Here is a 25,795-nt window from a genome sequence, read left to right as displayed (position 1 = left end):
TCATAACGTAGGGAACCAGTCGAAAGGGGGAACTCATTTCCAATGAGCATGGAATTTATCGAAGCATTGGCGGAAATCGAAAGAGAGAAAGGGATCAGCAAAGATATTTTGCTGGAAGCGATCGAGGCTGCCCTGATTTCGAGCTACAAACGCAATTTCAATACCGCCCAGAACGTCCGGGTGGACATTAACCGGTTTACGGGCGTCATCAAGGTATACGCACGGAAGACCGTCGTCGACGAGGTGCTGGATCCGCGTCTCGAAATCTCGGTCGAGGCTTCCCGCGAGATCAACCCGCATTACCAGCTGGACGACGTCGCGGAGATCGAAGTGACGCCGCGCGATTTCGGACGGATCGCGGCGCAGACGGCGAAGCAGGTCGTCACGCAGCGCATTCGGGAAGCGGAACGCGGCCTTATCTATAACGCGTTCATCGATAAGGAAGAGGATATCGTCAACGGCATCGTGCAGCGCCAAGACGTGCGCAACCTGTTCATCGATCTGGGCAAGGTCGAGGCGGTGCTGCCGCTGACCGAGCTGATGCCGACGGATAAGTTCAAACACGGCGACCGCGTCAAGTCGTTCATCACGAAAGTGGAGAACACGACGAAGGGGCCGCAAATCTTCTTGTCCCGCACGCACCCGGGCCTGCTCAAACGGCTGTTCGAGCTCGAAGTGCCGGAAATTTACGACGGCGTCGTCGAGATTCGCTCGGTCGCGCGCGAAGCGGGTTTCCGTTCCAAGATCGCCGTGCATTCGCGCAATCCGGAAGTCGATCCGGTCGGCTCGTGCGTCGGGCAGAAGGGCATGCGCGTCCAGACGATCGTGACGGAGCTGAAGGGCGAGAAAATCGACATCGTGCGCTGGTCGGAGAGCGTGGAAGAATACGTCGCGAACGCGCTGAGCCCGTCCAAAGTCATCGAAGTCATCGTGTACGAGCAGGAGAAGATGGCGCGCGTCATCGTGCCGGACTACCAGCTTTCGCTAGCGATCGGCATCAAGGGGCAGAACGCGCGGTTGGCCGCGAAGCTGACCGGCTGGAAAATCGACATCAAGAGCGAATCGCAAGCCGAGCAGGAATACGGTCGTCCGAAATCGGCGATGAGCACGATGCATCAAGATTCCGTCTCCATCGATTGATCGGGGCGGGCCATCGCCCGGGGGAGGGATGAAGGATGAAACCGAGAAAAATTCCGCTGCGCAAGTGCGTGGCTTGTCAAGAAATGAAGCCGAAGAAAGAACTGATCCGGGTCGTCCGCACGCCGGACGAAGCCGTTCTGATCGATTTGACGGGCAAGAAGGCGGGCCGGGGCGCTTATCTCTGCGGACAGGTGGATTGCTTCAGGCTGGCGAAGAAGAGCCGGGCGCTGGACCGGGCGCTGAAGCAGACGGTCGGGGCGGAGATCTACGACCAGCTCGCGCAGGATTTCATCGCCGTCGAAGACGAGTTTATCGCAAGCAAGGATGAGCCCGATGAAGCAGAGGAAGCATAAGGCGCTGTCCATGCTCGGCATGGCGATGCGGGCCGGGAAGCTGGTCACCGGCGACGAAACCGTGCTGAAGGCCGTCCGTCAAGGCAAGGCGGCGCTCGTCATCCTCGCGGCGGACGCCTCGGATAATACGAAGAAGAAGTTTAGGGATAAATGCGCGACGTACGACACGAACTGCGTGGAGGCTTTTGACCGGATTGCGTTGGGAGAGGCGATCGGGAAATCGGAGCGGGTCATTCTCGGGCTGACGGATGCCGGTTTTGCCAAAAGCATCGTTCAAAGCTTAGCTGAATCTACGGAGGTGGAGTATATTGACTAAACAACAAGACAAAGACAACAAAGATAAATTGCGCGTATACGAATACGCGAAATCGCTCAACATGAGCAGCAAAGAAATCATCACGATTCTAAAACGTCTCAATCTGCCCGTGAACAACCATATGAGCGTCATGGAGAATGAGATGGTTTCGAAGGTGGAAGGTTTCTTCCGCGACATCAAAGCGAACGCGGCGGCCAAACGCGCGCAGGAGAACGCGACGGTTTCGGCGGCCCAATCGTCCAATCGGCAGCAGCAGGAGCGCAAGCCGCAGCACGCGCTCAACGCATCCGTTCAGCAAGGCAACAAAAATACGAAAGAAAAACAGGGGAATATGACTATTTCACATACAACGGAACAATCCAAGAACGCGGCAACGTCCGCCAACACGACGACCAGTCCCTCGCCGGCTTCGGGCCAGGCTTCCAGCGCCCAAACTTCGGGTACTTCTTCAAACAGCGACAATCAGAATCAACGCCTGCATAACCAAGGCGGCCAAGGCAATCGTCAAGGCGGTCAAGGCGGCGGCTACCAGGGCAATCGTCAAGGCGGCCAGGGAGGCCAAGGCAATCGCCAAGGCGGCCAGGGCGGCGGCGGCGGTTACCAAGGCAATCGTCAAGGCGGCCAAGGCGGCCAAGGCGGCGGCTACCAGGGCAACCGACCGCAAGGCCAAGGCGGCGGAGGCTACCAAGGCAGCCGTCCGCAAGGCCAAGGCGGCGGAGGCTATCAAGGCAACCGTCCGCAAGGTCAAGGCGGCGGTCAGGGCGGTCAAGGCAACCGACCGCAAGGCCAAGGCGGCGGCTACCAAGGCAATCGTCCGCAAGGCCAAGGCGGCGGCCAAGGCGGTTATCAAGGCAATCGTCCGCAAGGCCAGAGCGGCGGCCAAGGCGGCTACCAAGGCAACCGACCGCAAGGTCAAGGCGGCGGCCAGGGCAATCGTCCGCAAGGTCAGGGCGGCGCCGCCGGCAGCGCGCCGGCACGCACGTTCGACAACAGCAACCGCGGCGGCACGTCGGACGATCGGAGACGCAACAATCCGAAAGCCTCGAACAATTCGTACAACAACAACAAGCGATTCGAAGACAACAACGGCCGGGGCGGGAAGAACAATAGAGGCGGCAAGAACAACCGCGGCCGGAACCAGCAGCAGGATCGCCGCGAGAAGATCGACAATACGCCGAAGAAAATCATCGTGCGCGGCACGGTAACCGTCGGCGATCTGGCGAAACTGCTGCATAAGGACGCTTCGGAAGTCATCAAGAAGCTCATCATGCTCGGCGTCATGGCGACGATCAACCAAGAAGTCGACCTGGATACCGTGCAGCTCATCGCGGCGGAATACGGCGTCGAAGTCGAAGTGAAGATTCCGGTCGAGGAAGATCAATTCGAGACGATCGAAGAGAAGGACGAAGAGGAATCCCTCGAAGCGCGTCCGCCGGTCGTCACGATCATGGGTCACGTCGACCACGGCAAAACGACGCTGCTCGACGCGATCCGCAAAACCAACGTCACGAGCGGCGAAGCCGGCGGCATTACGCAGCATATCGGCGCCTACCAAGTCGAGATCAACCATAAGAAAATCACGTTCCTCGATACGCCGGGCCACGAAGCGTTCACGCTGATGCGGGCGCGCGGCGCGCAGGTAACGGATATCACGATCATCGTCGTGGCCGCGGACGACGGCGTCATGCCGCAAACGGTCGAAGCGATCAACCACGCGAAGGCGGCGAACGTGCCGATCATCGTCGCGGTGAACAAGATCGACAAGCCGGACGCCGAGCCGGACAAAATCAAGCAGAGCTTGACGGAGTATGGACTGGTGCCGGAAGAGTGGGGCGGCGACACGATTTTCGTCAACGTCTCCGCGAAGCAGCGCATCGGCCTGGAAGAACTGCTCGAAATGATTCTCCTCGTCGCCGAGGTGAACGACTATAAAGCGAACCCGAACAAACGGGCGCGCGGCACCGTCATCGAAGCCGAGCTGGACAAAGGCAAAGGGCCGGTCGCGCGGATTCTCGTGCAGCACGGCACGCTCAAAATCGGCGACGCGTTCGTCGCCGGCAACTGCTTCGGCCGCGTCCGGGCGATGGTCAACGACAAAGGCCGCCGTCTGAAGGAAGCCGGCCCGAGCACGCCGATCGAAATCACCGGTTTGACGGAAGTGCCGCAGGCGGGCGATCCGTTCCTCGTGTTCGAGGACGAGCGCAAAGCGCGCGACATCGCCGAGCGCCGCGCCATCAAGCATCGCCAATCCGAGCTCGGCGCGAACTCGCGCGTAACGCTCGAAGATTTGTACAATCATATTAAAGAAGGCGAAATCAAGGATCTCAACGTGATCATCAAAGCCGACGTGCAAGGTTCTTCCGAGGCGCTCAAGGGCTCGCTCGCGAAGATCGACATCGAAGGCGTGCGCGTGAAAATCATTCACAGCGGCGCGGGCGCGATCACGGAATCCGACATCAACCTCGCCGCGGCTTCCAGCGCGATCGTCATCGGCTTCAACGTGCGTCCGGAACCGCAGGCGCTGGCAACGGCCGAGCAAGAGAAAGTCGACATCCGCCTGCACAGCATCATCTACAACGTCATCGACGAGATCGAACACGCGATGAAGGGCATGCTGGATCCGGTATTCAAGGAAGTCGTCATCGGCCAAGCCGAAATCCGCAACCTGTTCAAGGTGACCAAAGTCGGCGTTATCGCGGGCTGCATGGTCATCTCGGGCAAAATCGCGCGGAACGCCAAAGCGCGCTTGATCCGCGGCGGCATCGTCGTCTTCGAAGGCGAGATCGAATCGCTCAAACGGTTCAAGGACGACGCCAAGGAAGTGGCCCAAGGCTACGAATGCGGCATTACGCTGGATAAATACAACGACCTCAAAGAGGGCGACATTATCGAAGCGTACATCTTAGAGTCCGTGGAGAGGTGATTGACCGATGGCCAAAGTCCGCGTAGGACGCGTAGGCGAGCAAATCAAGAAAGAGCTCAGCACGATTATTCAGACGGAGCTCAAGGATCCGCGCATCGGCTTTATTACGGTGACGGGCGTGGAGATCACGAACGACCTGTCCCAAGCGCGGGTTTACCTGAGCGTGCTGGGCAGCGACGAGCAGAAGGAAGAAACGCTTAAGGCGCTCGCGCGCAGCACCGGCTTCCTTCGCTCGGAGCTGGGCAAGCGCATCCGGTTCCGCCATACCCCGGAGCTGCTGTTCAAGTTCGACAGCAGCATCGAGTACGGCAGCCGGATCGAGTCGCTTCTACACGACATCAACGATCGCAGCGGCAGGGATACGCAATGACCGCCGCGAACGGCGCGAGTTCGCCGGACGCTTATCGGGCGCAGCTGCAGGAGGCGCTCGACTTCCTGCGGGAAGGCAACCGGTATCTCGTCGTCGCGCACGTGCAGCCGGACGGAGACGCCATCAGCTCGACGCTCGTCGTCGGCTGGCTGCTCCGGCAGCTGGGGAAACAAGCGGTGCTCGCGAACGAGGGCGCGGTGCCCGCGCGGCTTCTTTTCATGGACGCGGCCGCTTCCATCGTCAATCACGGCAAGCAACCGCTCGAAGAAAAATTCGATCGCGTCGTCGCGGTCGACTGCGCGGATTTCCGCCGGATCGGCACGGTGAAGGACTTGTTCGCGGATGGGGCGAAGCTGCTGAACGTCGATCATCATCCGACGAACGACGCCTTCGGCACGCATAACCTGATCCGGGTCGACGCCGCGGCGACGGTCGAGATCCTGCATGATCTGATCGAGTTCGCCGGCATCCCGTTCGACCGGGAAGCGGCGACGGCGGTCTATACCGGCCTGTTGACCGACACCGGCGGCTTCCGCTACTCCAATACGACCCCGCGCGTCATGCAGGCGGCATCGCGCATGCTGGCCGAGGACGTGCCGGGCTATTGGATCGCCAACCATCTGCTCGAGCGCATGACGAAGCCGCAGCTTTTACTGCTGCAGCGAGGCCTCAGCCGATTGGCGTTTTCGGACGACAACCGGATCGCCTGGCTGTACGTCTCGTACGCCGACATGGCGGAGACGGGCGCGGTCGGGGACGATCTGGAAGGGTTGGTCAATTACGCCCTGAACGTCGAAGGCGTGGAAGTCGGCATTTTGTTCAAAGAGACGGAGAACGGCGAAGTGAAGGTCAGCATGCGTTCGTCGGGCAAGGCGGACGTCGCGGCCATCGCGCAATCCTTCGGCGGCGGCGGGCATGTCCGGGCGGCCGGCTGCCGGCTCCAGCACGGCATGGACGCCGCGATCGCGACCGTCGTGCAAACCGTAAGAGAGGCGCTGGATCGATGATGGACGGAATTTTGGCGGTATGGAAACCGGCGGGCTGGACCTCGCACGACGTGGTGGCGAAGGTTCGGGGCATTCTGAAGGTCAAGCGGATCGGGCATACCGGCACGCTCGACCCGCAGGTGACCGGCGTGCTGCCGCTCTGCATCGGACGGGCGACGCGCGTCGTCGAATACGTGCAAGATCGGCCTAAGTCCTACGAGGCCGTCATGCAGTTCGGATTGGCGACGGATACCGAGGACTTGACGGGCACGATCACGGAGCAGCTGCCCGAGGTCAAGGTGACCGAGGCGCAAATCCGCGCCGTTTTGGCGTCGTTCGTCGGCGAGATCGAACAAGTGCCGCCGATGTTCTCGGCGGTGCGCGTCGACGGCAAGCGGCTTTACGAACTTGCCCGGGAAGGGCAGGTCGTGGAACGCAAGCCGCGCAAGGTAACGATCTACGGCATGGAACTGCTGGATACGCAGTTGGATCAGCCGCATCCCGTCATCCGTTTCTCCGTCGTCTGCTCCAAGGGTACGTATATCCGAACGCTCTGCGTCGATATCGGCGCCGCGCTGCGCGTGCCGTCCGTCATGGCGAAGCTGACGCGGACGATGTCCGGCGGCTTCACGGAAGCGAATTGCCTGACGCTCGAGGACGTCGCGCGGTTGAAAGCGGCCGGCGAGCTCGCGGACAAGCTGACGCCTCCCGACGAAGCGCTGGATCATTTTCCGCGGATCACCGTCAGCGAGGCGGACGTCGTGCGCGCGTTCCAAGGGAAACGGATACCTCTTCGGGCGATCTTGGCGCACGAACCCTACGAGCCCGAATCCTTAGTCCGCATATATGGCGAAGACGGAGCGTTCGCCGGCGTATTTCAGCCGGATGCGGATTCCGGCACCCTGAAGGCCGTCAAAGTGTTTACGCCGACGGGAGACTAGCAAGTTGAAAAAGCAGGTGTGACCGCAGTGGAAATCATTTCTGTGCAGTACCCGATCGGCGAGTCCGCGCTGGCCCGGAACGCGTCTCCGAAGGCGCTGGCCATCGGCCACTTCGACGGCGTCCATCGGGGGCATCAAAACGTCATCTCCCATGCGATGACGTGCGCGCGGGCGGCCGGCCTCCAGGGGGCTGTGATGACGTTTCATCCCCATCCCAAGGAAGTGCTGGGCAGGAGCCCGCACTACAACGCGAGTTTGACCCCGCTTGAGGACAAGCTCGAACGTTTCCGCAGGTTGGGAGTGGACGTCGTTTATATCGTGCAATTCGATTTGGATTTCGCCAAGGTGACGCCCGCCGAGTTTGTCGACGACGTGCTGAGGCCGCTGCGGGTGAGACGGGCCGTCGTCGGCTTCGATTTCACGTTCGGGGCCAGAGGCGCGGGCAAGCCGGAGACGTTATGGGCGCTTGGCGAACCGGATATTGGGGTGGAAATTGTGGAGCCATTCATGCAAGACGGAGATAAAGTAAGCAGCACGCGCATTCGCGAAGCATTGATGAACGGCCGTCCCGAGGAAGCGGCGGAGCTGCTCGGCGAACTCTATGCCGTGCGCGGCGTGGTCGTGCAGGGCGAAGGGCGCGGCCGTACGATCGGATTTCCGACGGCCAATATCCGGCAGGAAGACGGCTTTTTCGTTCCTCGCCAGGGCGTGTACGCCATCATGGCGGAGACGGAAGGCCGGCGGTACCCCGGCGTGCTGAACATCGGCGTTAAGCCGACGTTTCACGATAGCTTGCCCGAACCGGTCATGGAGGCGCATTTGTTCGATTTCGACGGCGACCTGTACGGCAAGACCGTGACCGTTCAATTCGTCGCGTTCCTGCGGACGGAGAAAAAATTCGGCGGCGTCGACGAGCTTATCGCCCAGATCCATGCCGATGCGGATCAAGCGCGGGCGCTGCTGACGGCTTACAACAAGAAATAGCATTCGCATTTACTTCTGGCCTAAACCTATGTTATACTCGAAGACGTTGCGCAGTCGTACTTTTCATTCGCAGCGCGCGCAGCAACGGAACCTTAGCTTGGCCGCCCGTCATTCACCGAACGGCGGCGAGGCTGACGGCGATTAAGAAACAAGGAGGTGAACACGGATGGCACTTACGCAAGAACGCAAGCATCAACTGATCGACGAGCACAAAACCCACGCGAACGACACGGGCTCCCCGGAAGTTCAAATCGCTATCCTGACGCAAAACATCGTCAATTTGACGGACCATCTTCGGACGCATAAGAAAGATCACCACTCGCGCCGCGGTCTGCTCAAAATGGTCGGTCAACGCCGCAAGCTGTTGGCTTACCTGAAAAACAAAGACGTAAAACGTTACAGCGCATTGATCGAAAAACTCGGCCTTCGCCGATAATAGATGCGGGGATAAAAGCAACCTGGTTGTGATGCCGCCCGGGAACGGGCGGCTGCGCTGGGTTGCTTTTTATAAATCGCATCGCCTGCTTGCATACATACATGGACACGAAGAGCCCGTTGATGGGCTGATCTCCTCAACGTGAATACGAATCCGGCATTGGGTTTGCCGGCCGGACTTCATATACAAGTCGCTTGGAAATATGAATGCCTGCGATGGCGCCCGTTTGTAGACGGGAAGGACCGTCGCGGCAAGGAGGAACTATATGGTGCAGCGCGTAGAAACTACTTTGGGCGGCCGTCCGCTCGTGCTGGAAACGGGACGTTTGGCGAAACAAGCCAACGCGGCGGTTACGGTCAAATACGGCGAAACGGTCGTGTTGTGTACCGTCGTCGCGTCCAACGAACCGAAAAATCTCGATTTTTTCCCGCTCACGGTCAACTATGAAGAGCGGTTGTACGCCGTGGGCAAAATCCCCGGCGGCTTCATCAAGCGCGAAGGCCGTCCGAGCGAAAAGGCGATTCTGGCGAGCCGGCTCACGGACCGACCGATTCGCCCGTTGTTCCCGGATGGCTTCCGCAACGAAGTCCAAATCGCGAACATCGTCATGAGCGTGGACCAAGACTGCTCGCCTGAAATCGCGGCGATGATCGGCACGTCCGCGGCGCTTACGATCTCGGACATTCCGTTCAACGGACCGATCGGCGGCGTCGTCGTCGGCCGCCTCGACGGACAGTTCATCATCAATCCGACGGTGGAGCAGGAAGCGAAGAGCGACATTTACGTCGTCGTCGCGGGAACGAAGGACGCCATCATGATGGTGGAAGCGGAAGCGAACGAAGTGCCGGAGGAAGTCATGCTCGAAGCCATCATGTTCGGCCATGACGAGATCCGCCGCATCGTCGCGAAGATCGAAGAGCTGCAGGGTCTCGCCGGCAAGCCGAAGATCGAAGTGAAGCTGCACGCCGTCGACGGAGGCGTCAACGAAGCGGTGCGCGCGTTCGCGAAAGAACGGCTGGTCGAAGCCGTTCGCGTCGTGGAGAAGCACGCGCGCCAAGAGGCGATCGACGCGGTGAACGCGGACGCCATCGCGCACTTCGAAGTGGAGTACGCGGAGACGCCGGAACTGCTCGGCGACGTCAAGGAAGTGCTGTACGATATCGTCAAGGAAGAAGTGCGCCGCCTGATCACGCACGACAAAGTCCGTCCGGATGGACGGGCCTTGAGCGAAATCCGTCCGATCGAATGCGACGTCGCGCTGCTGCCGCGCACGCACGGCTCCGGCCTGTTCACGCGCGGACAGACGCAAGCGCTCAGCATTTGTACGCTCGGCGCCCTCGGCGACGTGCAAATTCTCGACGGCATCGACCTGGAAGAAACCAAACGTTTCATGCATCACTATAACTTCCCGCCGTTCAGCGTCGGCGAAGCAAGACCGCTCCGGGCTCCGGGCCGCCGCGAAATCGGCCACGGCGCGCTCGGCGAGCGCGCTTTGTCGAAGGTCATTCCGAGCGAAACCGAATTCCCGTATACGATCCGCCTCGTGTCCGAAGTGCTGGAATCGAACGGCTCCACGAGCCAGGCCAGCATTTGCGCCAGCACCTTGGCGATGATGGATGCCGGCGTGCCGATCAAGGCGCCTGTCGCGGGCATCGCGATGGGATTGATCAAGGATGGCGATCATTTCTCCATTCTGTCGGACATCCAGGGCATGGAAGACCATCTCGGCGACATGGACTTCAAGGTCGCCGGCACGGCTGCCGGCGTGACGGCCATTCAAATGGACATCAAAATCGATGGCATCGACCGCGCGATTTTATCGCAGTCGCTGGAACAGGCGCGCGAAGGCCGCGTTTTCATCCTCGGCAAAATGAACGAAGTGATGCAAACGCCGCGTACGAGCCTGTCGCCTTATGCGCCGAAGATCGTCATTATGAAGATCAACCCGGATAAGATCCGCGACGTCATCGGGTCCGGCGGCAAGATCATCAACAAGATCATCGACGAGACCGGCGTTAAAATCGATATCGAGCAGGACGGCACGGTATTCATCGCCTCGTCCAACGCCGAGGCGAACGAACGCGCGAAGCAGATCATCGAAGGCATCGTCCGCGAAGTCGTGGTCGGCGAGATTTACACGGGCACGGTCAAGCGCATCGAGAAATTCGGCTGCTTCGTCGAGATTTTGCCGAACAAGGACGGGCTTATCCATATTTCGCAGGTTGCGCAAGAGCGCATCGCGAAGGTCGAGGACGTCCTCAACATCGGAGATCAAGTGACGGTCAAGGTCACGGAAATCGACGCCCAGGGCCGGATCAATCTGTCCCGCAAGGCGCTGCTCACGCCGGAAGTACCGGCTCAGCAGTCATAATCATCGCTTGAGAATGGAAGGAGGCAGGGCAACCTGTCTCCTTTTTTGCATCCTCCGCGTTCTTCTTCTCATATTGTGGGCCGAGCCATAATAAGATGAAAGAGAAGGGGGGGACAACGCCATGAAGCTGAAAAAGGGAATCTTCATGCTGCTGACCATGTGCGCGCTGTTGATCGCGGTTCGGCTGAACGGCCCGTTGTCGGCCTACGTGTCCGCGATGAAGCGAGGGGACGCGGCGGTTTTCGCCTCCGCGCCGTCCGTGCCGTCGCCGCAAGGCAAGGCCTCCCTGCGCGAGGCGATACAAACCGAGGCGGAGAAGAAGCGGATCGCCCCGGTGGATGCGCGCGTCGACCGCGTGTGGAAAGCGATTCCGGGCTACAACGGTCTCGAAGTCGACGTCGACAAGACGTATCGGTTAATGCTTCACGCTCCCGAAACTCAGCCGATCCGGTTCGTGTACAGGGAAGTGAAACCCAGGGTTAACCTGGACGACCTCGGCCGCGTCCCGATCTATAAAGGCAATCCGAATAAGCCGATGGTCGCGCTCATGATCAACGTCGCTTGGGGTAACGAGTACATCCCGTCCATGCTCCAGACGCTAAAGAACGAGAACGTCAAAGCGACCTTCTTCTTCGACGGTTCTTGGCTGAAGAAGAACGCGGACGCGGCGAAGCGGATCCAAGCGGACGGGCACGAGATTTCGAATCACGCCTACACGCATCCCAATATGAGCCAGCTCGACCGCAACGCGGCGTACAATCAGATCGCCAAGACGGAAGCGCTGCTCAAATCGACGCTGAACGTGACCAATCGCTGGTTCGCGCCGCCTTCGGGCGACTACAATCAGATGACCGTCGACGTGGCCGCCGAGCAGGGACTGAAGACCGTGCTGTGGACGCTCGACACCGTCGATTGGAAGCATCCGCCCGCGTATGCGATCGTGCAGAAGATCCGCGCGCGCGTGGAACCGGGCTCGCTCATTCTCATGCATCCGACGGATTCGTCCAGCCAAGCGCTCGAAGGCATGATCAAGGCGATCAAAGGAAAAGGGCTCATGCTCGGGACCGTCAGCGACACGCTTTCCTCCGACCGGGCGTCCTTAGTTGAGGCGGGACCGTAATTTTGTTATAGTGAAGTCAATAATTTCATGCTGTTGCCGTAGGAGGCGTCTAGATTGAACAACTATAAACTTAGCAACGGCCTGCGCGTCGTTGTGGAATACATTCCGACCTGCCGCTCCGTCTCGTTCGGCGTTTGGGTCAAAACGGGTTCCCGGAACGAAACGCCGGACAATAACGGCATTTCGCACTTCATCGAGCACATGTTATTCAAAGGGACCGACCGTCGCAGCGCCAAAGACATTGCCGACCTGTTCGACGGAATCGGCGGCAACGTGAACGCATTCACGGCCAAAGAGTATACGTGCTACTTCGCCAAGGTACTGGACCAGCATTTGCCGATCGCCGTGGATGCCCTGGCCGACATGTTCTTCCATTCCAAGATGGACCCGACGGAGCTGGGGAAGGAAAAGAACGTGATATTGGAAGAGATTTCCATGTATGAGGATACGCCGGACGACAAGGTGCACGACGAAGCTTCGCGCGCGGCCTTCGGCGACCATCCGCTGGCTTATTCCATTCTCGGTCTTGAAGACCGGCTCGGCGCGATGAACGGCGATACGCTGCGCGGCTACATGGACGGCCATTACCGCATCGACAACACAGTCATCGCCGTCGCGGGCAACGTGGAGGAAGGGCCGCTGCTGGAACTGCTCGAGCAGCATTTCGGCGCGTTCAAGACAACCGGCGCGGAGCGCGAAGTCTCGTCGCCGAGCTTCAACGGCAATTATTTGTTTCATAAGAAGAAGACGGAGCAAAACCATATCTGCATCTCGTTCCCGGGCTGTTCGATCGCGGACCCGCTTCAGTACGCGATGATTCTGCTGAACAACGCGATCGGCGGGGGCATGAGCTCCAGGCTGTTCCAGGAAATCCGCGAGAAGCGGGGACTGGCGTATTCCGTTTATTCGTACCACACGTCGTACGCGGACAGCGGCTTGTTCACCGTCTATGCGGGAACGGCTCCGAAGCAGACGAAGGAAGTACTGGACCTGACGCTCGAGCAGATGCACGACCTCGCGACGAAAGGGTTGACGGACGCGGAGCTGCACCGCGGCAAGGAACAGCTGAAAGGCAGTCTCATTCTCAGCCTAGAGAGCACGAGCAGCCGCATGAACCGCTTGGGCAAAAACGAGCTCATGCTGGGGCGGCACTTCACGCTGGACGAGATGCTGGAACGGATCGACGCCGTGAAGATGGACGACATCCGCGCCGTAACGAAGCGCATCCTGTCCGTGCCGTTCGCCGTTGCGATGGTCGGAAGCAACGACAAAGCGGCTGCGGCCATCGGGAGGGATTCGCTTGTATCAAGTATCGATTAAGCGGCTTCCCGGCAACGAAGACATCCCGCTGCCGCGCAAAATGTCCGAGCTGGCCGCAGGGTTCGACCTGCACGCGGCCGTGACGGAGCCGGAAACGCTGCAGCCCGGAGAGCGGAAGCTCGTTCCGACGGGCTTCGCGATGGCGATGCCGGCGGGGCTCGAAGCGCAAATTCGTCCGCGCAGCGGACTGGCGTTCAAGCACGGCATCACGTGCCTGAATTCGCCGGGCACGATCGACGCGGACTATCGCGGCGAAGTGAAGGTGCTGCTGATCAATCTCGGCCAGCAGCCGTTCGCGATCGAACGCGGCGAACGCATCGCCCAGATGCTGTTCCAGCTTGTACCCGAGGTTGCGATTACGGAAGCGGCCGAGCTGCCCGAGACCGTGCGCGGCGCGGGCGGGTTTGGGCATACGGGCGTTTAAAGGCTGACGGAAAGACTCGATTTTCGGAAAATGAAGTACCGGAGCCTCGGCTCCGGTGCTTTTTTCATTTTCGCCGCAAATGCGCAAAACGGCTTCACCACCCTCTGGGCGGGTGCATAAGATGGTCTATAACCAAGAGCGAACAACTGTCAACCGGGCAGCCTTTACGCGGGCCGACGGTTGCGGTTTGTAATGCCGACCGAACCGCCGATTCACGCGGCGCGTATCGGTTGCCGCTGAAAGGAGTGATACCCTTATGCTGACAGGAGTTCAGGTCGTGCTTCTAGGTGGCGACGCTCGAGGATTGGAAGTCATCCGGAAGCTGACCGAGCTCGATGCAACGGTGACGGTCGCGGGGTTCGATCAGCTTCATTCGTCGCTCGACGGCGCCGTCCGGGCCGAGATGAGCGAATCGCTGTTCGTTAACGCGGACGCGCTTGTTCTGCCTGCGGTCGGGACCGACGACGAAGGCAAGATCGTGGCCGTGTTCAGCGACCAGGAACTGGTGCTGACCGACGAATACGTCGCCAAGCTGCCGAAGCATTGCAAGGTTTACGCCGGCATGGCCAAACCATACTTGCGCGATCTGTGCCAGAAGCACGGCATTGCGCTCGTCGAACTGTTCGACCGGGACGACGTGGCCATCTATAATTCGATTCCGACCGCGGAAGGCGCCGTCATGATGGCGATGCAGAACACGGACATTACGATTCACGGCTCGTCGTGCATGGTGCTCGGCATCGGGCGGACGGGGTTGACGCTGGCGCGGACGCTGCAAGGTTTGGGCGCGAAAGTGAAGGTCGGCGTACGCCGGGAAGAGCATTTCGCAAGGGCGTACGAGATGGGTTTCGAGCCTTTTTATATCAAGGATTTGCTGCAATACGTGGGGAATATTGACTTGCTTTTTAATACAATTCCGACTATGATAGTCACAGCGCAAATTATAGCAAATTTGCCCTCGCGAGCGGTCATTATCGACCTTGCTTCGAAGCCCGGCGGAACCGATTTCCGGTTCGCCGAGAAGCGCGGAATCAAGGCTTTGCTCGCCCCCGGTCTCCCAGGAATCGTCGCACCCAAAACCGCTGGACGCATCATCGCGGATTGTTTAAGCCGATTGATTATGGAAGATTCCAGGTTACGGGGGAATGAGCAATGAAATGGCAAGGCAAAACGGTGGGTTACGCGCTCTCCGGTTCTCACTGTACGTTCGCGGAGGTCATGCCGGTCATCCAGCGATTCGTAGACGAAGGCGCGAACGTCGTGCCGATCGTTACGCAGACGCTTCTTACGACGGATACCCGGTTCGGAACGGCGGCAGAGTGGCAGCGTCAGCTGACAGCCATCACCGGAAACGACATCATTTCGACCATTGTCGACGCAGAGCCCCTGGGGCCGTCCAAACTGCTCGACGTACTCGTCATTGCGCCCTGCACGGGCAATACGACGAGCAAACTGGCGAACGCGCAAACCGACAGCCCGGTCCTTATGGCGGCCAAAGCGCAAATGCGCAATCAGCGTCCGCTCGTGCTGGCCATCTCGACCAACGACGGGCTTGGATTGAATGCGGCCAACATCGCGAAACTATTAGTATGCAAAAACGTGTATTTCGTGCCGTTCGGGCAGGATAATCCGATCCAGAAGCCGAATTCGCTCGTCGCGAAAATGGAGCTGGTGCCCGAAACGTGCGAAGCGGCCTTGAACGGCAAGCAGCTTCAACCGCTGCTCGTCGAGCGCGCTTAAATCTCGCAAGTTCATCCCGTATGCAATTGGAGCAATCCTTGACATAAGTTTTTTTAAAGGGGAGTCGACAGCCAATGTCACAGCAGAAGATGTTTAACGTCGCCGTAGTCGGGGCGACAGGCGCAGTAGGCGAACAAATTATCGGGTTGCTCGAGAAACGCGATTTCCCGATCGCGGAACTGAAATTGCTCTCGTCCGCTCGCTCCGCGGGCAAAAAAGTGACGTTCAAAGGCAAGGTATATACGGTCGAAGAAGCGACGCCGGAGAGCTTCAAAGGCGTCGAAATCGCTTTGTTCAGCGCGGGCGGCGACGTGTCGAAAGCACTTGCCCCCCACGCCGTGGAGCACGGCGCGGTTTGCATCGACAATACGAACGCGTACCGCATGGATCCGGATACCCCGCTTGTCGTGCCCGAAGTCAACCTCGACAAAGTGAACGAACATAAAGGCATCATCGCCAATCCGAACTGCTCCACCATTCAAATGGTGGCGGCGCTCAAGCCGCTGCAGGACAAATACGGCATTTCCCGCATCATCGTTTCCACGTATCAAGCCGTCTCGGGCGCAGGAAGCCGCGCGATCGACGAAATGCTTCGCCAGACGCGCGAAGTGCTCGACGGCAACGAAGTGAATCCGGACATTTTGCCGGTCGGTTCTTTGCCGGTGAAGCATCAAATCGCATTCAACGCGATTCCGCAAATCGATAAGTTCCAGGATAACGGCTATACGCTCGAAGAAATGAAAATGGTCCGCGAAACGAAAAAAATCATGGATGACGAGTCGATCGACGTGACGGCGACTTGCGTTCGGATCCCTGTCGTTTACGGCCACTCGGAGTCGGTTTACGTCGAATTGAAACAGGATTATGAACTGGAAGACGTCAAGAAACTGCTTGCTGACGCTCCGGGCGTCGTTCTGGTCGATGACCCGGCAGGGCAACGCTACCCGCTCGCAACCGATGCGGCAGGTAAGCCGGATGTCTTCGTCGGTCGTCTGCGCCGTGACCTCGGTCATGCACGCGGCCTTAACTTGTGGATCGTATCTGATAATCTGTTGAAGGGCGCGGCATGGAACGCCGTCCAAATCGCAGAATATATCGCCATCGAGAAACCATAATCATCCTCCTTGCAAGCAGGTTGTCAGACGGACGATCCGGCGGGCTTCACAGTCGGATACGGAGGTTTGGCCATGCATATCCTCGTGCAGAAGTTCGGCGGCACTTCGCTGTCGTCGAAAGAAGCGAGAGAACTGGTAATCAAGCATATCCAAAGAGAGCGGCAACGACAGTACCAACTCGTCGTTGTCGTCTCTGCAATGGGGCGAAAAGGCGATCCGTACGCAACGGACACGCTGCTGTCGCTCGTCGCGGAGCACGGCGATGCGCTGCCGGCCAAGGAGCGGGATTTGCTTCAAGGCTGCGGCGAAATCATTTCCGCATCGGTGCTGTGCAGCCTGCTGCGCGCCGCGGGCATTCCGGCCATCGCGCTAACGGGAGGCGGGGCAGGCATTATTACGGATAATCAGTTCGGCAAGGCGCGGATCTTGGAAATCCGCACCGACCGGATCCGCCATGCGCTTCAGGCGGGCAACGTCGTTATCGTGACGGGATTCCAGGGCGTTACGGAATCCGGCGATTTCACGACGCTCGGCAGGGGCGGCAGCGATACGTCGGCCACGGCGCTCGGAGCCGCGCTTCAAGCGGCGCGCGTCGATATCTATACGGACGTGAACGGGATTTTGACCGCGGATCCGCGAATCGTCAAGGACGCGCGGGCATTGTCCGTCATCAGCTACGGGGAAGTCGGGAACATGGCGAGACAAGGAGCCAAGGTCATTCATCCCCGAGCCGTGGAGATCGCCCAGCAGGCACGCATTCCGCTGCGGGTGCGCTCTACTTTCTCGGAAGAGGAGGGCACGCTCGTCACGGATGTTAGCGACGTCCTTCATTCCGGCGCCGTTCGCGATCGGCATGTCATCGGCGTCGCGCATGTGAGCGGCGTTACGCAGATCACCGTGCAGGCGCAGGAAGGACATGCGGACGTCCAACTGCAGGTGTTCCAGGCGATGGCGAGACATCATATCAGCGTCGACTTCATTAATGTCAATCCCGGCGGAGCGGTGTATACCGTATTTGACCAGGACGCGGACAAAGCGGTGGCGGTCCTGCAAGAAATCGGTTACGCGCCGCGGGCGGTCAACGGCTGCGCGAAAATCTCGGTCATCGGCGGAGGCATGAACGGCGTGCCCGGCATCATGGCCCGGATCGTGGAAGCTTTGACGGAAGAGGGCATCCCGATTTTGCAGTCGGCGGACTCCAACACAACGATATGGGTTCTGGTGCGGGAGAGCTATATGGCAAGCGCGCTTCAGGCGCTGCACGCGAAATTCGCACTGCATGATATTAAAGAGTTGAAGTGAATCTTGCTGCGCAAAATTCAAACCCATGCTTACGAAGTGAATTTTGCTAGGCAAAATTCTGAGGAGGAATAATCGTGGATTTCGGACGTTTGATTACAGCGATGGTTACGCCTTTCTCGGCGGACGGTTCGATCGACTGGGAGACGACGGGGCGTTTATTGGACTACTTAATCGAAGATCAACTCAGCGACGGCGTCGTCGTCTGCGGCACGACCGGCGAATCGCCGACGGTGAACGACGAGGAGAAGCAGGCGCTGTTCGCGTTCGCCGTGAAGCATGCCCGCGGCCGCTGCAAGATTATTGCGGGCACCGGCAGCAACGATACGGCGCACTCCATTCATGTGACCCGTATCGCTGAACAATGCGGCGTCGATGCCGTGCTGCTCGTCGCGCCCTATTATAATAAGCCGACGCAAGAAGGGTTGTACCAGCATTTCAAGGCCATCGCGGAATCGACGTCCTTGCCGGTTATGCTTTATAACGTGCCGGGCCGTACGATCGTCAGCCTGTCCGCCGCGACGACGCTGCGTCTGGCGCAGCTGCCGAACGTTGTCGCCACGAAGGAATGCGCGGCGCTCGACCAAGTCGCCGAAATCGTCATGGGCGCCCCGGAAGGCTTCCTGGTCTATAGCGGCGACGACAGCTCGGCGTTGCCGGCGCTCGCCGTAGGCGCGCACGGCGTCGTGAGCGTGGCGAGCCATATCATCGGCAAGCCGATGAAGGCGATGATCCAAGCGTATTTGGACGGTGACGTAAGCCGAGCGGCGAAGCTGCACGGCGAGCAACTGCCGATCTTCAAAGGGCTGTTCGACCTCCCGAATCCGGTCCTGGTCAAAGCGGCGCTGTCGCTTCAAGGCCTTCCGGTCGGCGGCGTGCGGCTGCCTCTGGTCGCGGCGAGCGAGAGCGAGCTAGAGACGCTGCGCCGCGTTTTAAAGCAAGAGGCGTAAAGCTCTGCCGGACGTACACTGCTGCATTCGTCAAAAACCGATGCGCTAGCATCGGTTTTTTGTTTCAGCGGACCGGCTGCGCGTTCAAAGCACGCCGGCGCGTCGGACATGCCTATTCGAGCAAGTTTTCGAAAGCGTTATCATAGCAGCGTATTTCGATTGTATTTTGATTGCGCGGCGTTCTATCGGCTTCTCGAACAGTTACTTGTTTTTCTTATTTTCAATCATGTATAATGAATGCAAGTGACGGTGTGCGGCAAATTTTTGAAAAAGTGTAACGCCGAGGGGCGGCGTTCGACAGCACTAGTTATTGATTACATGCAGCGACGTTCCCGAGCGAGGAACGGGCGGCCGTGTAATTTGAGCTCGGAAAATATATATCGCGATGAAACAAAGTGTCTTCTTCGCTATTTTTTGATTAAATGGCGGACGAGGTACACCTTATTTCGTAGTACGATTAGGAGGATTGAATTCACTTGTCTAAGAAGAACATCCAGGATAAGCTGCTTATTTTTGCCCTTGGCGGCGTCGGTGAAATCGGTAAAAACATGTACGTCATTCAATACGCGAACGATATCGTCGTGGTGGACGCGGGTCTCAAGTTCCCGGAAGAAGATATGCTCGGAATCGATATTGTCATTCCCGACATTACGTACTTGACGGAAAACCGCGACAAAGTCAGAGGCATTCTCATTACCCACGGCCACGAAGACCATATCGGCGGGTTGCCGTACGTGCTCAAGCATCTGAACGTGCCGATTTACGCGACCAAGCTGACGCTCGGTCTCATCGAGGGTAAATTGAAGGAAGCAGGTCTGCTCGGCGAAACGAAACGCATCTTGATCAATGCCGACAGCGAAGTGCAGCTCGGCTCGATCAAGGCGTCCTTCTTCAAAACGAATCACAGCATTCCCGACTCGGTCGGCGTTTGCTTGGATACGCCGGAAGGCTCGGTCGTACATACGGGCGACTTCAAGTTCGACCATACGCCGGTCAACAATCAATACGCCGATCTGCAGCGGATCGCCGATATCGGGCGCCGCGGGGTATTGGCGCTCTTGTCGGACAGCACGAACGCGGAGCGCGCGGGCTTCACGCCGTCGGAGAGCATGATCGGCTCCGAGCTGGAAGATATTTTCCGCAAAGCGACGCAGCGCGTCGTCGTCGCGACGTTCGCGTCCAACGTGCACCGGATCCAGCAGGTCGTGAACGCCGCCGTCGCGACGAAGCGCAAAATCGCCGTCGTCGGCCGCAGCATGGTCAACGTCGTAACGATCGCGTCGGAGCTCGGGTACTTGAACATTCCGGAAGGCACGATCATCGAACCGGAAGAGATTAATAAAATGGCGGCGGACCGCGTCGCCGTGCTGTCCACGGGCAGCCAAGGCGAGCCGATGTCCGCGCTGACGCGCATGGCTCGTTCCACGCACCGGAAGGTCGACATTATGCCTGGCGATACGGTCATCATCGCGGCGACGCCGATTCCGGGCAACGAGCGCTACGTCGGCCGTACGGTCGACGAGCTGTTCCGCTTGGGCGCGCACGTCATTTACGGACCAGGCTCCGTCTCCGGCGTTCACGTTTCCGGCCACGGCAGCCAGGAAGAGCTGAAACTGATGCTCAATTTGATTCGTCCGAAGTATTTCATTCCGATTCACGGCGAATACCGGATGCTCCGCCAGCACGCGCACCTCGGCGAAGCGGTCGGCGTCGAACGGGAAAATATCTTCATCATCGATAACGGCGATACGGTGGAATTCCAGGGCGGCACGGCGCGCAAAGGCAGCAAAGTGCCCGCGGGCAACGTGCTGATCGACGGCCTCGGCGTCGGCGACGTCGGCAATATCGTCCTTCGCGACCGCAAGCTCTTGTCGCAGGACGGCATCTTGGTCGTCGTGGTTACGCTGAGCAAGCAGGACGGCGCGATTCTGTCCGGCCCGGACATCATTTCCCGCGGCTTCGTCTACGTGCGAGAGTCGGAGGGCTTGTTGGAAGAAGCGAACCGAATTGTTACCTCGACGCTGCATAAGCTGATGAACGATAAAGTCAACGAATGGGCGTCCCTGAAGACGAACGTGAAGGACGCGCTCGGCCGTTTCTTGTACGAGCAGACGCGCCGCCGTCCGATGATTTTGCCGATTATTATGGAAGTATAAGCACGGCGCAAGCCATAGAACAACTAGAAACGACGGTCTTCGGCGGAGCGATAAGCTTCGGCCGGAGGCCGTTTTTTTATTCCCGGGGGTCCGTATAAATCCGCAAGGGGATTCCATACTATGCAGAGCCAGCCATGGCAAAGCCTAGCATGACATCGAGGAGGACAGGCAATGTGGGAGGAAACATTCAAGTCGGAGCAGCCGGAGCCGCCGGCAGCCAAGCCGCCGATCGGCAATCCGGTCGTCGAAACGATCCAGCAGCTGGGCCAAACGGCGACGCCGGCAGCGGAATCCAATATCTTTTGCATGACGATCATCGGACAGGTGGAGGGGCATATCGTTCTGCCGCCGCAAAATAAGACGACGAAGTACGAGCATCTCATTCCGCAGCTGGTCGCGGCGGAGCAAAATCCGAAAATCGAAGGCATCATGATCGTTCTGAACACGGTCGGGGGCGACGTGGAGGCCGGTCTGGCCATCGCGGAAATGATCTCGTCGCTGACGAAACCGACGGTGACGCTCGTGCTCGGAGGCGGCCATTCCATCGGCGTGCCGATCGCCGTAGCCGGCAATACGTCTTTCATCGCGGAGACGGCTACCATGACGATTCATCCGATTCGGCTGAACGGCCTCGTGATCGGCGTGCCGCAGACGTTCGAATATTTGGAGAAGATGCAGGAGCGGGTCGTCCGGTTCGTGACGTCGCACTCCAACGTCACGGAAGAAGTATTTAAGGAGCTCATGTTCAAGACCGGCGAACTGACGCGTGATATCGGCACGACGGTCATCGGCACCGACGCGGTCAAGCACGGGCTGATCGACCAGGTCGGCGGGATCGGCCAGGCGCTGCGCCGATTGAACCAACTGATCGATGCGAGACGCCAATCGGCAGGCGCACCGGTGCTTGGAGGGCTGACGCAATGACGATTTATTCGGTCATGCCGCTCGAACTCGTGCTCGACGGAATCCGCCAGCAGCCGGGGCCTTATCTGACCGTTCAAGCCGGCGACGTCCGGCTGCAAATCGAAGCCGTCGCGCCCGGCATCGGGCGCATCGTGCGCCTGACGGACGGGCCGCTGGACGCGTATTTGCGCCCCGAGCTGACGCCCGGGACGCTCGTCGCGTACGGCGCGACAACCTCGTAACCGGGCTCCGCGCTGGATAATAGTAACACATCGCACCCTGCTCCTATGGTATAATAGCTGACAGAGGTGACGATTTTGGCTAAGAAAAAGAAAAAGAGAAAACACTCAGTCGGGACGAGCCTTAAATACGAAGTATACGGGATTTTGCTGATCACCGTATCCGTCATCGCACTATCCGGAGAAGCGACCGTCGGCCGCGCATTATCGAAATTATTCGGACTTGTATTAGGCAAGTTCTATTTTGTTTTGGCGCTGGTCGGCATCTATGTCGGTCTGGCCGTCATGATCAAGCGGGCCTGGCCTTCGGGCTGGTCCAGCCGCAAGACGGGCGCGCTGCTGGTCGTGCTCGCCTGCACGCTTTGGAGCTCGATCGCCGTCATGGATCAGAAGACGGAGCCGACGGGCGGATTGACCGCTTCGTATATCCTGTCGCAGCTCGGCAGCGACATTCGGGGCTCGCTCATGGACGCTCCAGCGGATTCGCAAGGAGCCGGCGTCACGTATTCGGCAAGCGGCGGATATGCCGGCGCGATCCAGTATACGCTGCTCTATTGGTTATTCGGTTATTTCGGCGCGAAGTTTATCATGATCGTCATGTTCGCGATTTCCGTCATGCTGATGACGGGCAAATCGTACGTCGATCTGCTTCGCGCCGCTCGCGTCAGAGGAGGACGCTTCCTGTCCCTGCTGCGCATGAAAATCGTCTCGCGGCGCCAGCCGGCAACGGCAGGAGCAGCGTCATCCAAAGGCGCCGGCAAAGCCGTGCAACTGGACGACCTGGACGATGAGGACGACGATGACGCATACGCGGCGGCCATGAGCGCGCGGACCAAAAAGAAGCGTTCGCCGATCTTCTCGTGGTTCAACGACGTGTCCAAGCAGGAGGGCGGCCACGAGCCCGGCGATCAAGAATGGCAGCTGGAGGACGAGCATGACGCCGCGAGCGGTACCGGCGGCAAGTCCGCCGCCCGGAAGGCCGTCTGGCAGGACGAAGAAGAGGACGACGATTGGCGCTCGCCCGTGCTGGAAGGCGGGGGCGCGATCGAAGAGCCGTCCGTGCCGGCGCAGCCTTGGAATCCGCCGCTGGCGGAGTCCGCCCGTCCGCCGGCGGAATCGCTGCCCTACGATTCGGACGAGCCGCTCGACGACGATGAAGAGGTCGCGGACGTTCGAGAGGCCGACCGTTTGGACGACGATTTTCCGGATGAATCGCCGGCTCATCCGCCGCGCAGCCCGGCGATCGCTTCGCCGGACGAGGAGGAGGAGCCCGACGCGGCAGGCAGCATCGTGAAGCCGCCGTCGGAGAAGCCGTATTTGCTGCCGTCGCTGGCGCTGCTGCAGAAGCCGAACGGCGGCGGGAAGGCGGGCGAAGCCGCGGATTCGATCGAGTCGCGGCGCAAGCTGGAAGCGACGCTCGAGAGCTTCGGCGTCCGCGCGAAAGTGCTGGACGTCGTGCGGGGCCCGGCGGTGACGCGCTACGAAGTGCAGCCGGCCACCGGCGTGAAGGTCAGCCGGATCGTCGGCTTGACGGACGATATCGCGCTGGCGCTCGCCGCGAAGGATATTCGGATGGAAGCGCCGATTCCCGGCAAATCGGCCATCGGGATCGAAGTGCCGAATACGGAAGTATCCGTCGTCACGATGCGCGAGGTTATGGAGACGCCATCGTTCCAGAACGCGACGTCCAAAATGTCCATCGCGTTCGGACGGGATATTTCCGGGCAGCCGATCGTCGGCAATTTGGCCAAAATGCCCCACTTGCTCGTCGCGGGCGCGACGGGTTCGGGGAAATCGGTCTGCATTAACGGCATCATCACGAGCATTTTGTACAAAGCGCGGCCGGATGAAGTGAAGCTGCTCATGATCGACCCGAAGATGGTCGAATTGAACGTCTACAACGGCATTCCGCATTTGCTCGCGCCCGTCGTGACGGATCCGCGCAGGGCATCGCTCGCGCTGAAGAAGATCGTCGTCGAGATGGAGAAGCGCTACGAACTGTTTTCCAAGTCGGGCACTCGCAACATCGAAGGCTACAACACGCTGATGGCCGATAATCCGGCCGCGGTGCTGCCGTACATCGTGGTCATCGTGGACGAGCTCGCCGATCTCATGATGGTGGCGGCGAACGACGTGGAAGATGCGATTTGCCGGCTGGCGCAGATGGCCCGCGCATCGGGCATCCACCTGATCATCGCGACGCAGCGGCCGTCGGTCGATGTCATTACGGGCGTCATTAAAGCCAACATTCCGTCGCGGATCGCCTTTGGCGTCTCGTCCCAGGTCGACTCGCGTACCATCATCGACATGGCGGGCGCGGAGAAGCTGCTCGGCCGCGGCGACATGCTGTTCCTGCCCGTAGGCATGTCCAAGCCGATTCGCGTGCAAGGGGCGTTTCTGTCCGATCAGGAAGTCGAGGCCATCGTGACGTATGCGCGGGGCCAAGGCGAGGCGGAGTACAAGGAAGACCTCGTTCCGGAAGTGGAAGATACGGCGGCGGAAGGCGAGGAAATGCTGGACGAGCTGTACGACCAGGCCGTCCGAATCGTGCTGGAGGCGAAGCAGGCGTCGGTCTCGCTGCTGCAACGGCGCATGCGCATCGGCTATACGCGCGCCGCGAGGCTGATCGACCAGATGGAGGCGCGAAGCGTCGTCGGTCCTTACGAAGGCAGCAAGCCGCGGGAAGTTTTGCTGTCGATCGATCAATACGACGCCGGCCGAATCAGTTCATAATTCGGCTTCATGCATAGTTGTTCCCTCGATTTCTCATAATAGGAATATGCTTCGGCTTGCTTTGCGAAAACATTTGCAAGAGAAAGGCAGATTCCAAGATGAGAAATCGTTTAATTACGGTGACCATCGTCATCGTCCTCCTGTTGTTCGGGGCATTCTCGCTTAAGAACGCCCACTTCGGCAAATCGGCGGAAACGTTCAGCAGCGCAACCCTCAAGGTCGGATCGTCGGGCAAAGACGTCAAAGAGCTGCAGGGGCGGCTGAAATTCCTCGGTTTTTTCGACGGCAAGGTGGACGGGGTGTTCGGCTCCTCCACAAAAAACGCCGTTACCTGGTTTCAATGGAAATTCGGGCTCAAGTCCGACGGCGTCGTCGGCGCCAAGACGAAGCTGAAGCTGTGGGAGGCGACCAAGAATTGGGCGCCCTCGGAGGCGGACACGGCCGTAAGCGGCGGGGGCAACGCGGGAACGGGAGCCGGCGGCAATCAAAGCGACAACGCTGGATCGGACGTCACGAAATCCAACTCGCTCGGATTGTCCGCGAACGATCTGAAGCTCATGGCGAATGCCGTGTATGGCGAGTCCCGCGGCGAGCCTTATATCGGGCAGGTCGCGGTGGCGGCGGTTATCCTGAACCGGGTGAAATCGCCGAGCTTCCCGAATACGGTGTCCGGCGTGATCTTCCAGCCAGGCGCGTTCACGGCGGTCGCCGACGGCCAAATCTGGCTGACCCCGAACGAGAAAGCGGCTCAGGCCGTGCAGGACGCGCTGAACGGCATGGATCCGACGGGCGGCTGCCTCTACTATTTTAACCCCGAGACGGCGACGTCCAAGTGGATCTGGACCCGTCCGCAGGTCAAAACCATCGGAAAACACATTTTCTGCATGTAGAGTCGGCTGAAGCAGCCCGCACGAGGACGCGGGTTGCTTCTTCCTTTTCGCATCGGGTAGAATGGAATAGATCTCTGGGAATTGGA

The 25,795-nt window shown here is 59.4% G+C and carries 23 protein-coding genes; all 23 read left to right on the top strand.

Annotated features, from left to right (window positions below):
• Nucleotides 1-42: 42 nt before the first annotated feature.
• Complete coding sequence (gene nusA, locus BMZ79_RS05995; protein ID WP_090637562.1) at nucleotides 43-1,140, top strand: transcription termination factor NusA; 1,098 nt, start codon at nucleotides 43-45, stop codon at nucleotides 1,138-1,140.
• Between the two features lie 35 nt (nucleotides 1,141-1,175).
• Entirely contained in the window at nucleotides 1,176-1,493 is a 318-nt protein-coding gene (gene rnpM / locus BMZ79_RS05990) for an RNase P modulator RnpM (RefSeq protein ID WP_090637561.1), read from the top strand.
• Complete coding sequence (locus BMZ79_RS05985; protein ID WP_177222029.1) at nucleotides 1,474-1,809, top strand: L7Ae/L30e/S12e/Gadd45 family ribosomal protein; 336 nt, start codon at nucleotides 1,474-1,476, stop codon at nucleotides 1,807-1,809. The genes rnpM and BMZ79_RS05985 overlap by 20 nt, the downstream gene beginning before the upstream one ends.
• Nucleotides 1,802-4,732 carry a translation initiation factor IF-2 gene (gene infB, locus BMZ79_RS05980; RefSeq protein ID WP_090637557.1) on the top strand — a complete coding sequence of 977 codons (2,931 nt, stop codon included), beginning with the start codon at nucleotides 1,802-1,804 and terminating at the stop codon, nucleotides 4,730-4,732. The genes BMZ79_RS05985 and infB overlap by 8 nt, the downstream gene beginning before the upstream one ends.
• Nucleotides 4,733-4,739: 7 nt before the next feature.
• Complete coding sequence (gene rbfA / locus BMZ79_RS05975) at nucleotides 4,740-5,102, top strand: 30S ribosome-binding factor RbfA (protein WP_090637555.1); 363 nt, start codon at nucleotides 4,740-4,742, stop codon at nucleotides 5,100-5,102.
• Nucleotides 5,099-6,109, top strand: a complete 1,011-nt coding sequence (locus BMZ79_RS05970; RefSeq protein WP_090637553.1) for a DHH family phosphoesterase — start codon at nucleotides 5,099-5,101, stop codon at nucleotides 6,107-6,109. The genes rbfA and BMZ79_RS05970 overlap by 4 nt, the downstream gene beginning before the upstream one ends.
• On the top strand, nucleotides 6,106-7,029 hold the full coding sequence (gene truB, locus BMZ79_RS05965; RefSeq protein ID WP_371263635.1) for a tRNA pseudouridine(55) synthase TruB: 924 nt from the start codon (nucleotides 6,106-6,108) through the stop codon (nucleotides 7,027-7,029). The genes BMZ79_RS05970 and truB overlap by 4 nt, the downstream gene beginning before the upstream one ends.
• Before the next feature lie 27 nt (nucleotides 7,030-7,056).
• Entirely contained in the window at nucleotides 7,057-8,013 is a 957-nt protein-coding gene (locus BMZ79_RS05960; RefSeq protein WP_090637551.1) for a bifunctional riboflavin kinase/FAD synthetase, read from the top strand.
• Nucleotides 8,014-8,179: 166 nt separating this feature from the next.
• Nucleotides 8,180-8,449, top strand: a complete 270-nt coding sequence (gene rpsO / locus BMZ79_RS05955; RefSeq protein ID WP_090574209.1) for a 30S ribosomal protein S15 — start codon at nucleotides 8,180-8,182, stop codon at nucleotides 8,447-8,449.
• A 265-nt stretch (nucleotides 8,450-8,714) separates the two neighbouring features.
• Nucleotides 8,715-10,820, top strand: coding sequence for a polyribonucleotide nucleotidyltransferase (gene pnp / locus BMZ79_RS05950; RefSeq protein WP_090637549.1), 2,106 nt, complete (start codon nucleotides 8,715-8,717; stop codon nucleotides 10,818-10,820).
• A 121-nt stretch (nucleotides 10,821-10,941) separates the two neighbouring features.
• Complete coding sequence (locus BMZ79_RS05945) at nucleotides 10,942-11,940, top strand: polysaccharide deacetylase family protein (RefSeq protein WP_090637547.1); 999 nt, start codon at nucleotides 10,942-10,944, stop codon at nucleotides 11,938-11,940.
• A gap of 54 nt (nucleotides 11,941-11,994) precedes the next feature.
• Complete coding sequence (locus tag BMZ79_RS05940; RefSeq protein WP_090637545.1) at nucleotides 11,995-13,260, top strand: M16 family metallopeptidase; 1,266 nt, start codon at nucleotides 11,995-11,997, stop codon at nucleotides 13,258-13,260.
• Complete coding sequence (gene dut / locus BMZ79_RS05935; protein ID WP_090637543.1) at nucleotides 13,241-13,684, top strand: dUTP diphosphatase; 444 nt, start codon at nucleotides 13,241-13,243, stop codon at nucleotides 13,682-13,684. The genes BMZ79_RS05940 and dut overlap by 20 nt, the downstream gene beginning before the upstream one ends.
• 256 nt (nucleotides 13,685-13,940) lie before the next feature.
• Nucleotides 13,941-14,840 carry a dipicolinate synthase subunit DpsA gene (gene dpsA / locus BMZ79_RS05930; protein WP_090637541.1) on the top strand — a complete coding sequence of 300 codons (900 nt, stop codon included), beginning with the start codon at nucleotides 13,941-13,943 and terminating at the stop codon, nucleotides 14,838-14,840.
• Nucleotides 14,837-15,424 carry a dipicolinate synthase subunit B gene (locus BMZ79_RS05925; protein WP_090637539.1) on the top strand — a complete coding sequence of 196 codons (588 nt, stop codon included), beginning with the start codon at nucleotides 14,837-14,839 and terminating at the stop codon, nucleotides 15,422-15,424. Before dpsA ends, BMZ79_RS05925 begins: the two co-directional genes overlap by 4 nt.
• 74 nt (nucleotides 15,425-15,498) lie before the next feature.
• The gene (locus tag BMZ79_RS05920) at nucleotides 15,499-16,539 is read left to right on the top strand and encodes an aspartate-semialdehyde dehydrogenase (protein ID WP_090637537.1); all 1,041 of its coding nucleotides are present in this window, start codon (nucleotides 15,499-15,501) and stop codon (nucleotides 16,537-16,539) included.
• Nucleotides 16,540-16,611: 72 nt separating this feature from the next.
• Complete coding sequence (dapG, locus tag BMZ79_RS05915) at nucleotides 16,612-17,841, top strand: aspartate kinase (protein ID WP_090637535.1); 1,230 nt, start codon at nucleotides 16,612-16,614, stop codon at nucleotides 17,839-17,841.
• A gap of 74 nt (nucleotides 17,842-17,915) precedes the next feature.
• Entirely contained in the window at nucleotides 17,916-18,788 is an 873-nt protein-coding gene (gene dapA, locus BMZ79_RS05910) for a 4-hydroxy-tetrahydrodipicolinate synthase (RefSeq protein ID WP_090637533.1), read from the top strand.
• A 476-nt stretch (nucleotides 18,789-19,264) separates the two neighbouring features.
• The gene (locus BMZ79_RS05905; protein WP_090637531.1) at nucleotides 19,265-20,944 is read left to right on the top strand and encodes a ribonuclease J; all 1,680 of its coding nucleotides are present in this window, start codon (nucleotides 19,265-19,267) and stop codon (nucleotides 20,942-20,944) included.
• Between the two features lie 171 nt (nucleotides 20,945-21,115).
• Complete coding sequence (locus BMZ79_RS05900) at nucleotides 21,116-21,868, top strand: ClpP family protease (protein ID WP_090637529.1); 753 nt, start codon at nucleotides 21,116-21,118, stop codon at nucleotides 21,866-21,868.
• Complete coding sequence (locus BMZ79_RS05895; protein WP_090637527.1) at nucleotides 21,865-22,089, top strand: YlzJ-like family protein; 225 nt, start codon at nucleotides 21,865-21,867, stop codon at nucleotides 22,087-22,089. Before BMZ79_RS05900 ends, BMZ79_RS05895 begins: the two co-directional genes overlap by 4 nt.
• A gap of 75 nt (nucleotides 22,090-22,164) precedes the next feature.
• Nucleotides 22,165-24,819 (top strand): DNA translocase FtsK, encoded by a 2,655-nt coding sequence (locus BMZ79_RS05890; protein ID WP_090637525.1) that lies wholly within the window; start codon nucleotides 22,165-22,167, stop codon nucleotides 24,817-24,819.
• A 98-nt stretch (nucleotides 24,820-24,917) separates the two neighbouring features.
• On the top strand, nucleotides 24,918-25,709 hold the full coding sequence (gene sleB, locus BMZ79_RS05885) for a spore cortex-lytic enzyme (protein ID WP_090637520.1): 792 nt from the start codon (nucleotides 24,918-24,920) through the stop codon (nucleotides 25,707-25,709).
• The last annotated feature ends 86 nt before the right edge of the window (nucleotides 25,710-25,795 follow it).

It is taken from the genome of Paenibacillus sp. UNC496MF (genome assembly GCF_900113915.1).
GTDB lineage: Bacteria > Bacillota > Bacilli > Paenibacillales > Paenibacillaceae > Paenibacillus_Z > Paenibacillus_Z artemisiicola.
Note: the sequence above shows the minus strand (reverse complement) of the source record. Positions and strands in the feature narration are given on the sequence as shown.

Coding starts and splice junctions, on each gene's coding strand:
- BMZ79_RS05925 (WP_090637539.1), top strand. CDS start 14,837: ATGAAATGGCAAGGCAAAACGGTGGGTTACGCGCTCTCCGGTTCTCAC.
- BMZ79_RS05895 (WP_090637527.1), top strand. CDS start 21,865: ATGACGATTTATTCGGTCATGCCGCTCGAACTCGTGCTCGACGGAATC.
- BMZ79_RS05900 (WP_090637529.1), top strand. CDS start 21,116: ATGTGGGAGGAAACATTCAAGTCGGAGCAGCCGGAGCCGCCGGCAGCC.
- truB (WP_371263635.1), top strand. CDS start 6,106: ATGATGGACGGAATTTTGGCGGTATGGAAACCGGCGGGCTGGACCTCG.
- rbfA (WP_090637555.1), top strand. CDS start 4,740: ATGGCCAAAGTCCGCGTAGGACGCGTAGGCGAGCAAATCAAGAAAGAG.
- BMZ79_RS05920 (WP_090637537.1), top strand. CDS start 15,499: ATGTCACAGCAGAAGATGTTTAACGTCGCCGTAGTCGGGGCGACAGGC.
- sleB (WP_090637520.1), top strand. CDS start 24,918: ATGAGAAATCGTTTAATTACGGTGACCATCGTCATCGTCCTCCTGTTG.
- nusA (WP_090637562.1), top strand. CDS start 43: ATGAGCATGGAATTTATCGAAGCATTGGCGGAAATCGAAAGAGAGAAA.
- dpsA (WP_090637541.1), top strand. CDS start 13,941: ATGCTGACAGGAGTTCAGGTCGTGCTTCTAGGTGGCGACGCTCGAGGA.
- pnp (WP_090637549.1), top strand. CDS start 8,715: ATGGTGCAGCGCGTAGAAACTACTTTGGGCGGCCGTCCGCTCGTGCTG.
- dapG (WP_090637535.1), top strand. CDS start 16,612: ATGCATATCCTCGTGCAGAAGTTCGGCGGCACTTCGCTGTCGTCGAAA.
- rnpM (WP_090637561.1), top strand. CDS start 1,176: ATGAAACCGAGAAAAATTCCGCTGCGCAAGTGCGTGGCTTGTCAAGAA.
- rpsO (WP_090574209.1), top strand. CDS start 8,180: ATGGCACTTACGCAAGAACGCAAGCATCAACTGATCGACGAGCACAAA.
- BMZ79_RS05985 (WP_177222029.1), top strand. CDS start 1,474: ATGAAGCAGAGGAAGCATAAGGCGCTGTCCATGCTCGGCATGGCGATG.
- BMZ79_RS05945 (WP_090637547.1), top strand. CDS start 10,942: ATGAAGCTGAAAAAGGGAATCTTCATGCTGCTGACCATGTGCGCGCTG.
- BMZ79_RS05970 (WP_090637553.1), top strand. CDS start 5,099: ATGACCGCCGCGAACGGCGCGAGTTCGCCGGACGCTTATCGGGCGCAG.